The sequence below is a fragment of the Aquimarina rubra genome, assembly GCF_042684305.1.
Taxonomy (GTDB): Bacteria; Bacteroidota; Bacteroidia; order Flavobacteriales; family Flavobacteriaceae; genus Aquimarina; species Aquimarina rubra.
Genome location: NZ_JBHULE010000008.1, coordinates 707,909 through 720,212, shown reverse-complemented (window position 1 = coordinate 720,212; position 12,304 = coordinate 707,909). Strand labels below are relative to the sequence as shown.

Genomic DNA, 12,304 nt, shown 5'->3' with positions numbered 1-12,304 from the left:
GTTTTATCATATCAGTTAGAAAGAACGTTTAAATTAAATAGTAACCTTATAAAAATAGTAGGAATAGTGTTTTGGATTGAAAGGAAATATTTAATTTTAAACTTACAATAGTAATACATGAATGATCATCCAATAATCGAGCAAAATTTCCAAGATAAAAACTTTTCAGGACAAAAATTACCAAGTATTGAATATGATAGTTGTACGTTTACTAATTGTAATTTTACTGAAGCAGACATATCCGTGGTTACATTTTTAGAATGCACATTTATAGATTGTAATTTTACGAAAGTAATGATGAAGCAAACAGCATTTAGAGATGAGTGCGTTTTTGAAAACTGTAAGTTATTGGGAGCAAATTTTAGTAGTTGTAATGACTTTATGTTTTCGGCAACGTTTAAAGGGTGTATGCTGGATTATGCATCTTTTCATGGGTTTCAGCTAAAAAACACAAAGTTTATAGATTGCAAACTTCTGGAAACTGATTTTGCTGAAGCTATTATTTCTGGTTCAGAGTTTAAGAATTGTGATTTAACAAAAACTATTTTTGAACAAACTAATGCCGAAAAGGTAGACTTCAGCACTGCATTTAATTATACGATTAACCCTGAAATAAATATGTTGAAGGGAGCGATTTTTTCTAAAACTAATTTACAAGGTCTACTATATAAATACCAACTTGTTTTCAAGTAGTCCATAAACTCTTAACGACATGAGAAAAATAAGAAAATATAAGAAATTGTTGACTTTTGTTGCTTTCATCTTTTTATCATTATTTTTTCTTGCGGATTTTGATATCCCTTTAGAAGAGTTAGAAGAAAAATACACCTATTCTTATTCTAAGTTTATAGAAGTAGATGGAATGAGAGTTCACTATACTGATCAAGGATCTGGTGTTCCTATTGTTTTATTACACGGCAGTGGAGGATCACTGCATACCTGGGAGGGTTGGGCAAATACATTAAAAAAGAATTATCGTGTAATAAGCATAGATTTACCCGCTTTTGGATTAACAGGTCCTCATATACGAGGAGCGTATTCTATTGATAGTTATACGAAGTTCTTATATGATTTTGTAAGTAATTTAAAACTCGAAAGTTTTCATCTTGCAGGTAATTCTTTAGGAGGTGGTATCGCCTGGAATTTTGCATCAGATTATCCAGAAAAGGTAGAGAAATTATTATTATTAGATGCTTCGGGATATAGGGTTATACCAAAGAAGCAAACCAATGAAAGTAAAGAAAAGAAACGTAGTAGTTTTTCAATTTTTAGATTAGCTCGTATTCCAGTTATCAATAAAATATTCCTCTATTTTACGCCAAAATCAATTATTCGTAATAACTTGAAACAGGTGTATTATGATGATAGTATGGTAACAGATGCTTTGGTTAAGCAATACCACGATTTCGCCTTAAGAGAAGGAAATCGTCAAGCTTTTATGGATAGACTTACTATGAAAAAAGGAAAAGATACATCGTATAAATTAAAGGAAATAAACAATCCAACGCTTATTCTTTGGGGCGAAAATGATCGTTGGATTTCTGTGAAATCTGCCTATAAGTTTGACGAAGCCATTCCTAATTCTAAATTAGTTATCATGAAGGAAACTGGTCATTTGCCAATGGAAGAAAGACCCGAGGAAAGTGCAAAAATAGCTATGGATTTTCTTGCCAGAGATTCGGAGTAATTCATTGGATTCTCAACTATTGTGAATTATTTTTTTTCATCAATAGATTCCATAACCTCTTCCAAGGTGTTGATTATGGTATGTATTTCTTCTTCATTAAATTTTGCAAACCCAATTCTAAAACCATTGTGATCAGTGTTGTCATTATCATATCGCTTCCAATCATTTATGAAAACTAAATTTTGTTTATGGGATTCAGCTATTACCAAGTCCCAATGATATGGTTTCTTTAATTGTACCCAAACTGCCATTCCGCCTTTGGGAATTTCAAATTCAAAGTAGTTAGTAAGTTTTTTCTGTAACAACTTGCAAAACAAATCTCTACGTGATTTGTAAATCCTTCGTACTTTATTACTATGTCTTTGCACATCGCCATTACTAATCATTCTCGCCAGCGTTTGTTCTAGTAATGTATCACCTTGTCTGTCCAGGATTCTTCTTAATCTTGCGGCTTCATCTACTACCTCTTTTGGTGCAATGAAATAACCAATACGCAGTGCCGGAGCAATAATCTTTGTAAAACCACCAATATATATAACGTTTCCAAGCGTATCATTACTTGCTAATGGAAGAATAGGAGCATTACTGTAATGAAAATCATAATCATAATCATCTTCTATTATTGCGAAGTTATACTGCTGTGCTAAATCTAATAAATGCATACGTCGTTCTGCTGATAAGGTAACAGTGGTAGGGTGATGGTGGTGAGTTGTAACGTATATAGCACTAATGGGTTGTTCTTTACAGATCTTTTCAATTTCATTGGTTTTGATCCCTTGCGCATCAACAGAAACACGTTTTATAATTCCACCGGCTTCTGTAAATGTATTATCGGCAGTCATATAATTAGTAGTTCCTGTGATAATAGTTTTTTTGTCATTTAATAGCAATTGGCTAGCTAGATAAATACCCATTTGACTTCCTCTGGTGATTAGGATGTTATCTACAGTTATCTTTAATCCTCTGGTTTGGTTGAGATAAATGACTAGTGCCTTGCGTAAATCCATATTTCCATATATATCGCCATAGGTAAGGAGTTCTCTATGATGAACTTTTTTAGTGATGTTCCTATAGATTTTGGCGATATCTTCAATCGGAGCTAATCGGTGATCCGGGACTCCATCGTCTATTTTTAGTGCGGCTTGAATTGTATCTATTTCTTTTCTTATAAGATGTTTTCGCTTTTTGAAGTTAAAACCAGCCGTGTTTTTATTGCTTGAAGTATTAGAAAAACTCCGAAGTTTTTTAGGACTAACAATCGGTAAATCCTGGCTTATAAATGTACCTCTAGCGGGAATGCTCTCAATCCATCCTTGTGATATTAGTTCGTCATAGGCAGCGACCACTGTTTTTCTATGGACCTCCAGATCTTCGGATAATTTGCGAGATCCGGGAAGTTTTGATGAAGGAGCCAGTTTGCCTGATTTAATAAATCCAATTATTTGATCGCACAATTGTAAATAAAGGTGTCTACTAGAGTTTCTATCTAAATCAATGTTACTTTTAAATGGAAATACATCCGGACTACCCATAATATATAAACTGGATTAGTTTAACACTCCATAAAACTACTATATTTATTCCGTAAAAAAATGTGTTTACTAATTAATTCACTTTTTAATATTTATTAAATAGAAAAAAATAATGAATAAGTTGACAATCAAACTTCTATTATCATTTTTAATGATGATCAATTCATCGTCAGTATTTTGTCAATATGATATTCCTTCCCTTCTTGATACTATCGAAAACTTCATTGAAGAGAAACAGATTCCTGGAGCAATGATAAGTATTGTTAATTCTGATACTATAATTTTTGTCGGTGGAATTGGATATGCCAATATAAAAGAAAAGGAACGAGTATCTTCTAAGCATTTATTTCGTCAAGGATCGATTTCTAAATCTTTTACAGCTTTTGGATTGTATAAATTATTAAATGAGACTTCTTACTCCTTAAATACGCCAATAGAAGAAATAGATCAAAATCTTCCGTTTAATAATGAATGGAGGGATGATGATCCAGTTAGGATATCGCATCTATTAGAGCATACTTCAGGTTTTGAGGACTTTCATTTACATGCCATGTATAATACAAGAGATAATGAAACTCCACCTGTGTTTAATATGGTTGTTGACCATCAGAATTCTTTAAAATCCAGATGGAAACCAGGGGATAGAAAAGCTTATTCAAACCCTAATTATATAGTTGCAGGTCATTTAATAGAAGTTATTTCCGGAGTTCCATATAACGAGTACATAAAGGAAAATATTTTGAATCCCATGAGAATGAAATCTTCAGGGTTTTATTTTAAAAAACCACCCAATGTTCCTTTCGTAGAAGGATATCGAAAAATTGGTGCAAATCTGATTCCAATTCCATTTACCTCAATTAATGGAGGACCGGCTGGGGATTTTTGTGCCAATGCAGAAGATATGGCTAATTACCTGCAGTTTATGTTGAAAAAGGATACAGCATTGATAACCGAAAAAGAATTTTCTAGGATAGAAACCCCCAAAACTAGCATTGCAGCAAGAAGAGGTTTAGAATTTGGATATGGATTAGGAAATTATTCTGTTTGGAAAAATGGCTATCTTTTTCATGGCCATGGGGGAGAAATAGATGGATTTGCTTCGAGGTATGTGTATTCCAGGGAAATAGATTTAGGGATTGCTGTATCAATTAACCGCAACGGAAATGCAAATGCTTTGGTCGATGAAATTCTAAAATATTTAACCAAAGATAAAACCGATTCATCTCAAAGAATTGTTTATCCAGTGCCTGAGGATCTAAAAGAGACATTCACTGGATTTTATGAGTTTAAAAGTCCTAAAAATCAGTTTATGGCTTTTTCTGATAGGATGTTAGCCGGGTTGGTATTAGATTTTGATAATGATATAGTAGTAACAAAAACATTGCTGGGCAAACCAAAAGACACATTATATTACGCCGGAAAAAATCAATTTTATCTTAATAATGAGGGTGTTCCTTCTTCTATGTTGATGGAATCAAACAATAAAAAGGTATTTTGGATTAATGACAATTACACAGAGAAAGAATCAAGAATCAAACGACTAATCATATTTTTTGGATTGTTTTTATCTTTTTTGCTAGCTGCTATATATCTTTTGTATGGCTCGGTATGGTTTATAAGTCGATTTTTTAAAAGAGAGAAACCACCAGTTTTAAATCACGTTATATTATTTGGAGCGATTTTTTGTTTTGTTTTGATGTTAGTTGGGTTTAGCTTCATAATGAATGATATTCATAATACGGGAAGTATGAACTTCTATTCTGTAGTAGTGTATTTAAGTTCGTATTTTATGGTAGGATTTTCTTTTATGACAATATGGAGATGGGGTCGGTTATCAAATCGAACAGGTTTTAAAGTTTATTATGTTTCAACCTCCATAGCAACCATTATACTATCAATTTATCTGTGGGATGTTGGTTTTATTGGATTAAAACTTTGGAGTTATTGATTTACTTGAAGGTATTTACAACTAAATGATTTTAAAATTAATTAATATTTACAGTGAACAATGGAACAATACCCAAAAACAAAACTTAATAAGGTAATTAGAGGAGCGAAAAGAGCAAGCTACAACAAAGAAGAAATCAATAAAATTCTAGACGATGCTTTTTTATGTCATGTAGGATATGTTTGGCAAAATAATGCCATTGTAATACCTACTGCTTATGGTAGACAGGGAGATACTATCTACATTCATGGATCACTAAAAAATAGGATGATCACTAATTTATTGGATGCAGGAAGCGCTAGTATTTCGGTTACCCATCTGGATGGATTGGTATTAGCACGATCTGCTTTTCATCACTCTGCTAACTATCGTTCTGTAAACGTCTTTGGAAAGGTTCGTAAAGTAGTAGATCCAATAGAAAAGATGAAGGCTTTAGAATGTATTTTGAATCATATGGTTCCAGGACATTGGGATAATATTAGACAACCAAACGATAAGGAGTTTAATGCTACATTGGTCATGGCAATTAATATCGATACGGCTTCTGCAAAGGTTAGGGCAGAAGGCGTTGTGGATGAAAAAGAAGATCATGGTTTACCTATTTGGGCAGGAGTGGTGCCTATTAGGCAAATAGCTAGTGATCCAGTTTCTGATACAGATTTGCAAGATGGTATTGAGATTCCTGATGCGGTATTAAAGTACGTAAAAAATAAAAGCTAAATTTTAATTTATAATTCGACAATCGTAATTCATAATTTTATAGTTATGTTAGAAATAAGACCAACCTGCGAAAATTGCAACAAATCATTACCCAATGATAGCAAAGAAGCAATGATATGTACATTTGAATGTACGTTTTGTAAAGATTGTGTTGAATCCATTTTGCATAATGTATGTCCTAATTGTGGAGGAGGTTTTACTAAAAGACCGACGAGACCATCTCATCTTTTAGAGAAATATCCTTTAAGTACTAAGATTGTTTATAAACCTGTGGATCAGAAAGTTTTTAAAGAGTTGTTTAATAAGTATAAGGATATAAACGCTAGAGAACGTTGATATATTAAGATTTAGATTGATTTTTCTGTTTTGCTTTTTGTTCTAGATAGACACCAAGGATCGCAAGAATAACACCTAATCCTAATGCAATATACTTTATGGTGTAAAAATCACTTAATATAGTCATACCGAATATTGAGAATAAAATTCCAATTGAAGCTAAGGTAGTTCCTGTAATATATTTCATTTTTGGTGTTTTAGATGTTGTATAATGTATAAGTGTTTAGTTTTCGTTTTTTGTTACAGATTTGATTTATAATATATGAGTAATATTAACATACGTATAGCAACGATAGAGGATGTTCACGACCTTTCTTTTTTAGGCAAGAAAACTTTTGACCAATCTTTTGGACATCTTTTTGAAGATAGAAAAGACCTTACTGATTATCTTGATCGTACTTTTTCTGTAGAAAAGTTGAGAAGCAGTGTTGTCAAGCCGCATAATGTCTATTGGGTGGCTTATTATGGTAATACAGTTGTGGGCTATGCTAAAATTCAACTGGATTCGCCTTCAGGGTTTGTTGAATCTACAAAACCGTGTAAGCTGCAAAAGATATATATATTAAAAGAATATTTGTCTATGGGTATAGGAGCTCAATTACAGGAACTTATTTTTAATAAGGCAATAACCAGTGGTAGCGAGTATATCTGGTTATCTGTTCTGAAATCGAATGAAAAAGCAGTACGATTTTATGAAAGAAATTCATATGCCATTGTAGGAGAGCATGCTTTTAGTATTGGTAAAGAGGATTTTGATTTTTGGGTGATGAGTAGAAAGTTATAATTATTTCAAAATCTCCAAGGTATTTACCTTTGCAATAGAATCGCAATTAGCGATCATTAGTCCAATCGTTTTCTCTTTAGTCTGACCTTCAATAAAATAGGTGTTGCAAGAGTCTAGTTTAGTATTACTTTTTCCAAAATCAACATCTCCTGATTTTAGAATATTAGAGATATCGGCAGTATCAATACTATAGTTTTGCATAGCAACGAGTACTTCTTCAGAAAAGGCACGCTCTTTAATTCTTATGTTTTTTAATACGCGAGCGGTAGGAGTATAGTCACAAGAGGCTTTTTTTCCGCCCAGAAAGAAGAATAACAGAAATAATCCAATAATAAAACCAAAAAAGTAAAAACCTAGTCGATGCGCTAATTTCATGTGCTATAAAAATTCAGTGACCAAAAGTAAGGAAAGTTTCAGAGTTTCAAAGTTTCAAAGTTTCAAAGTTTTTGAATCATTGTTCTGGAAAGTAACAAATATGAAAAAAGTTTAAGCTTTAAGTTCTTGTTTGCCTCGACAAGCTTGTAATTACAATCAAGTAAAAATCGTAAGTACATTCATCGATAAAACTTTATTGGGACGGCTTGGAACCGATATTATACCAGATTTTATTAGAAACTGGGATTCTTTGTTTCTTTGCGGCTTAGCAGCTTAGTAACTCCTTTTTACAAAATCAACAAATTAATATCTCGATACGATAAATCAAACCAATCAGCAATGGATTTACTGGTTAAGATACCATGGTAGAAATACAATCCACTTTTTAGTCCACGATCAAAACGAACAGCATTTTCGATACCTCCTTCTTCACCGATCTGCAAAATATAAGGTGTAAATATATTGCTAATAGATAGGGATGATGTTTTTGCGTAGCGTGATGGAATGTTTGGCACACAATAGTGTACAACCCCATGTTTTTCGAAAGTAGGATGATCATGAGATGTTACTTCACTGGTTTCAAAACAACCTCCCATATCTATACTAACATCAATCACTACAGCACCCGTTTTCATACGTTCTACCATAGTTTCGGAAACAATAATAGGAGAACGATTTTTACCTCTAACAGCTCCAATGACTACATCGCAGCGTCTTAATGCTTTTAATAAGTTTTTTGGTTGAATTGTAGAGGTGTATAAAGGTCTTCCAACGTGTGTTTGTATACATCTGAGTTTGGTGATAGAATTATCAAACACTTTTACGTTAGCCCCAAGACCAATAGCAGATCGTGCTGCAAACTCTCCAACAGTACCAGCGCCGATAATAACGACTTCTACAGGTGGAACACCACTAATATTACCCATCATTAATCCGGATCCTTGGGTAGCGCTACTCATTAATTCTGAAGCAATTAACACAGCAGCAGTACCAGCAATTTCGCTTAATGCGCGAACAGCAGGGTAGGCACCATCAGCATCTCTGATAAATTCAAAACCTAAAGCTGTTATTCGCTTTTTTGCGAGTTCCTGAAAATATTCTTTGGATTGAGTCTTTAGCTGTAATGCCGAGATCAGTACCGTTTGGGGATTGATGTGCTCTAATTCCTCCATAGATGGTGGTTCTACTTTTAGAATTATAGGACATCCAAATACCTTTTTAGGGTCATTGGTAATTTCCGCTCCGGCTTCACTATACTCCCGATCTGTAAAACTTGCTCCAATTCCTGCGTTTGTCTCTATTAATACTCTATGACCATGTGCTGTTAAGGCAGCAATGGCATCAGGAGTAAGGCATACTCGTTTTTCCTGATAGCTGGTTTCTTTGGGGATACCAATAAAAAGTTTTCCTTTTTTACGTGCTACTTCTATCATTTCCTCTTGTGGCAAGAGTTGCTCTTTCGTAAAAGGAGAGGTTGGTTTGCTCATTTGTGTGATATTCTGTATCTAAATTACGAATAAAAATGAATAGCATCCAAATTTAGAAGATGAGTATGTAAGTTTTAAGAGTTTATGAGTTTATGTTTTTAAGCTGAAAAAAGGGCACATTAATTTCTTTTGTTTTGACTTTTCGAAAAGTACGATCACATCATCTTTTTATAAGATTTTTTTTTAGCTTCTCTTCTTTGAAGGAGAGGTTGATTGAGGATGTGTTACAAAACATAATTAGTTTCATTTTACTATATATTGAGTTTTTGTAATAGGCAAGAGAAACAAATTAGATATTTCTATTCTTATATCCTCTAATACAAATCAACCAAATGAGCTATCGAAATCTATTCCACCAAGGTCTTTTATCAGATTTATTAAAAGAATTCAATTCCGATAGGTCAATACCGTGTATCTTGTCAAATACTTTAGTACGTATTGTATATACTAGACTCAAAATCAAAATCGTAACTGGTATAAGATAAAAGATTTCATTTTCATCTATTATATGAGAATCTTCAATAATTAAAGAGATCAGTTGAAAACAATATAGAGCGATAGGAATTAATATTACTGGATACCACCAATGCTTACAGGTAAAAAACCAAATAATAAAAAGAACAAGCGGGATGAATTTACCGAGAAACACCCATATAAAAACATTCACACTTTCATAATATTTACTCTGGTAAGTGAAAAAAGAGTTTTCCCAGATGGCTCCATCCGGGAAAATATCATTTATATAAAATAAGAAAGGTACTGTTGCTATGAGAAAAACAATCAGACTACTTATTTTTAGGTACTTTAATTTTTGTTTTTTCGAGGGATTTTGAGATGGCTGTTCCTTGCTTGGTGTTGTCATTTTGTGTGGTTGAGGTATTGGGTTTTGTCTGGTTGTTATCTACTTCGGAGAACATGTAGGTTGCTAGGGTTAAGAAAAAGCTAAAAAAGATAGTTGTTGTGATTTTCATTTTATTGGATTTTAAATTAGTGATAGCCAAACTTAGATGAAAATCAGACAGCTGTTGAATTCAAAAAAATTGTAATTTTGCGAGCTGTAACATAATACTTTTGTTACTGATAAAAAGTATTATTCTTACGTTGTTTCTGTCAAAAACCATGTTTTTGTCGATTAAGTACTTGTAAAAATCAACATTAAAAATAGTTGATTATTCCTGTAAGAAAAAGAGTAACTCTGTTAAATTTTACTAAAACGACTTTTTTAACATGTTTTTACCCTAATAATAGTGCTCTTTTACCATCGTCCAGAAGGTCTATTTTGATTTTAACACTTTTTTCTGGTAATAAATTAGAGATTTTATCTGGCCATTCAATAAATATCCAGGCACCAGAATCCAAGTATTCTTCAAAACCTATATCATAAGCTTCTTCTTCATCTTGTATTCTATAGAAATCAAAATGATAAATAGTGTCTTTTCTACCTTTATATTCATTCACTAAAGAGTAAGTAGGACTGGAGATCGTATCTTGCACACCTAATTGCTTACAGATTTCTTTGATTAGTGTTGTTTTACCAACACCCATTTCTGCATCAAAGAGAAAGGTTTTGTGCTTTGCATTTTTTATAAGTTCCTCTGCTGTTTGTGAAAGTTCGTTTAGGGTATATTGGATTTTCACTATACTGTATACTTTAAATTGTATATATATGCAATATTAGTAATGGTTACTATGCATACTTATTACTGTTTACTTATTTTAACTACCTGGGTTTTAAAACTACAAATGGTATGATCATTTCTTCTAAAGAAACTCCTCCGTGCTGATAGGTGTTTCTATAGTAGCTTACATAATGATTATAATTATTAGGGTACGCAAAGAAATAATCACCTTTTGCAAAAATAAAAGAACTACTCATATTAATGGAAGGCAAGTGTATAGATTTTGGATTTGTAGCAGCTAAAACTTCTTTGTCTTCATAGGTCAGACTTTTACCGGTTTTGTATCTTAAATTCAAGCTAGTGTTTTTATCACCTATAACTTTAGACGGATTTTTAACGTTAATCGTTCCATGATCGGTAGTAATTAATAACTTGAAACCCATTTGCTGAGCCTGCTGTATCATTTCTAAAAGAGGAGAGTTTTTAAACCAACTTTGGGTTAAGGATCTATATGATTTATCGTTAGAAGCCAATTCTTTAATAACCTCCATTTCGGTTTTACTGTGGGATAACATATCTACAAAATTGTACACAACTACAGTTAGATCATTATCCTTCAGTCCTTTAAAGTTCGCGGCCAACGTTTTACCAGACCTTTCATTTGTTATTTTATAATACTCGTGCTTTATGTTTAAACCCAGTCTTTTAAGTTGGGCCGTTAGGAATTCATTTTCATTCATATTTTTACCACCTTCATCGGTATCATCTAACCACAAATCAGGATGTTGTTTTTTCATATCCGCAGGCATCAATCCAGAGAAAATAGCGTTACGAGCATATTGAGTAGCAGTGGGCAGAATGCTACAATATGATATTTCCTCTTCTTTTTTGTAATAATTATTTACAATAGGTTCGAAGGCTTTCCATTGGTCATATCTCAGGTTATCAATGACAATGAATAATGTTGGTTGATCTTTACTAATTTCTGGTACAACCTTTTGTTTAAACAAAGTATGCGACATGATTGGCGCATCTTCATCGCCATTAAACCAATCGGGATAATTTTTATCTATGAATTTACAGAATTGAGAATTTGCTTCTACTTTTTGAGATTCAAGGATTTCAAACATACCTGTATCTTCAATATCTTCTAATTGAATTTCCCAATAAACTAGTTTCTGATAAAGTTCTACCCATTCTTCATAAGAATTTACCATAGCCATTTCCATTGCTATTTTTCTAAATTCCTGTTGATAATTTGATGTAGTTTTTTCCGAAACTAATCTAGAATGGTCTAAATTCTTCTTTAGACTAAGCAAAATCTGATTTGGATTAACAGGTTTTATGAGGTAATCCGCAATTTTACTTCCAATAGCTTCTTCCATGATATATTCTTCTTCACTTTTAGTGATCATTACTACCGGTAGACTATCATTTTTTTCTTTGATTTCTGATAAAGTGTCTATTCCTGAAAGTCCAGGCATATTTTCGTCAAGAAAAACAATATCAAAATTATTTTCTTCCAATGTTTCCAGAGCTTCTGTACCACTCTGGCATTTGGTAACTTCGTAATTTTTCTTTTCCAGAAATAATATATGTGGTTTTAGTAAATCGATCTCATCATCTACCCAAAGTATCTTTATATTGCTCATTATATGCTAAAGTTTTTATTTCTTGTTATTAAATGATCTGACTAATTAAGTTCAGCGTGTTATCAATTTCAGAATCATTTAGTTGTAATTAATTGACTGTTTCCTTGTTGAAGAATTACAGTTTCACTTTCTAAAATATATATTATCTAATAATTCATAACCCT

The 12,304-nt window shown here is 32.6% G+C and carries 13 protein-coding genes; 6 read left to right on the top strand and 7 right to left on the bottom strand.

Annotation, left to right across the window (positions count from 1 at the left end; genetic code table 11):
• Nucleotides 1–117 precede the first annotated feature (117 nt).
• Both ACFSR1_RS07460 and ACFSR1_RS07455 read left to right on the top strand, forming a co-directional pair.
• Entirely contained in the window at nt 118–693 is a 576-nt protein-coding gene (locus ACFSR1_RS07460) for a pentapeptide repeat-containing protein (protein WP_378291160.1), read from the top strand.
• A 19-nt stretch (nt 694–712) separates the two neighbouring features.
• Nucleotides 713–1,687 carry an alpha/beta fold hydrolase gene (locus tag ACFSR1_RS07455; RefSeq protein WP_378291158.1) on the top strand — a complete coding sequence of 325 codons (975 nt, stop codon included), beginning with the start codon at nt 713–715 and terminating at the stop codon, nt 1,685–1,687.
• 26 nt (nt 1,688–1,713) lie between these two features.
• Here ACFSR1_RS07455 and pdxR read toward each other — a convergent pair whose 3' ends face one another.
• Nucleotides 1,714–3,219, bottom strand: coding sequence for a MocR-like pyridoxine biosynthesis transcription factor PdxR (gene pdxR / locus ACFSR1_RS07450; RefSeq protein WP_378291156.1), 1,506 nt, complete (start codon nt 3,217–3,219; stop codon nt 1,714–1,716).
• A gap of 112 nt (nt 3,220–3,331) precedes the next feature.
• Here pdxR and ACFSR1_RS07445 point away from each other — a divergent pair, with 112 nt between their 5' ends.
• Genes ACFSR1_RS07445 through ACFSR1_RS07435 form a run of 3 tightly spaced genes read left to right on the top strand, consistent with a single transcriptional unit; the run spans nt 3,332 to nt 6,223 of the window.
• Entirely contained in the window at nt 3,332–5,167 is a 1,836-nt protein-coding gene (locus tag ACFSR1_RS07445) for a serine hydrolase domain-containing protein (RefSeq protein ID WP_378291154.1), read from the top strand.
• Between the two features lie 60 nt (nt 5,168–5,227).
• Nucleotides 5,228–5,887 (top strand): pyridoxamine 5'-phosphate oxidase family protein, encoded by a 660-nt coding sequence (locus ACFSR1_RS07440; protein ID WP_378291152.1) that lies wholly within the window; start codon nt 5,228–5,230, stop codon nt 5,885–5,887.
• 45 nt (nt 5,888–5,932) lie between these two features.
• Nucleotides 5,933–6,223 carry a DUF1272 domain-containing protein gene (locus ACFSR1_RS07435; RefSeq protein WP_378291150.1) on the top strand — a complete coding sequence of 97 codons (291 nt, stop codon included), beginning with the start codon at nt 5,933–5,935 and terminating at the stop codon, nt 6,221–6,223.
• A 4-nt stretch (nt 6,224–6,227) separates the two neighbouring features.
• Here the strand turns inward: ACFSR1_RS07435 and ACFSR1_RS07430 are convergent, their stop codons facing one another.
• Nucleotides 6,228–6,410: a hypothetical protein gene (locus tag ACFSR1_RS07430; protein WP_378291148.1), complete on the bottom strand. Its 183-nt coding sequence runs from the start codon at nt 6,408–6,410 to the stop codon at nt 6,228–6,230.
• A gap of 75 nt (nt 6,411–6,485) precedes the next feature.
• Here ACFSR1_RS07430 and ACFSR1_RS07425 point away from each other — a divergent pair, with 75 nt between their 5' ends.
• The gene (locus ACFSR1_RS07425; protein ID WP_378291146.1) at nt 6,486–7,007 is read left to right on the top strand and encodes a GNAT family N-acetyltransferase; all 522 of its coding nucleotides are present in this window, start codon (nt 6,486–6,488) and stop codon (nt 7,005–7,007) included.
• Here the strand turns inward: ACFSR1_RS07425 and ACFSR1_RS07420 are convergent, their stop codons facing one another.
• From ACFSR1_RS07420 to porX, 5 genes are all read right to left on the bottom strand, one after another.
• Nucleotides 7,008–7,382 (bottom strand): DUF4258 domain-containing protein, encoded by a 375-nt coding sequence (locus tag ACFSR1_RS07420; RefSeq protein ID WP_378291144.1) that lies wholly within the window; start codon nt 7,380–7,382, stop codon nt 7,008–7,010.
• 287 nt (nt 7,383–7,669) lie between these two features.
• A complete protein-coding gene (locus tag ACFSR1_RS07415) occupies nt 7,670–8,869 on the bottom strand; it encodes an alanine dehydrogenase (RefSeq protein WP_378291142.1) in 1,200 nt (399 codons plus the stop codon).
• A gap of 785 nt (nt 8,870–9,654) precedes the next feature.
• Complete coding sequence (locus tag ACFSR1_RS07410) at nt 9,655–9,840, bottom strand: hypothetical protein (RefSeq protein ID WP_378291140.1); 186 nt, start codon at nt 9,838–9,840, stop codon at nt 9,655–9,657.
• Between the two features lie 262 nt (nt 9,841–10,102).
• Nucleotides 10,103–10,507: a tRNA (adenosine(37)-N6)-threonylcarbamoyltransferase complex ATPase subunit type 1 TsaE gene (gene tsaE, locus ACFSR1_RS07405; protein ID WP_378291138.1), complete on the bottom strand. Its 405-nt coding sequence runs from the start codon at nt 10,505–10,507 to the stop codon at nt 10,103–10,105.
• An 82-nt stretch (nt 10,508–10,589) separates the two neighbouring features.
• A complete protein-coding gene (gene porX, locus ACFSR1_RS07400) occupies nt 10,590–12,140 on the bottom strand; it encodes a T9SS response regulator signal transducer PorX (RefSeq protein ID WP_378291136.1) in 1,551 nt (516 codons plus the stop codon).
• Nucleotides 12,141–12,304: the final 164 nt, after the last annotated feature.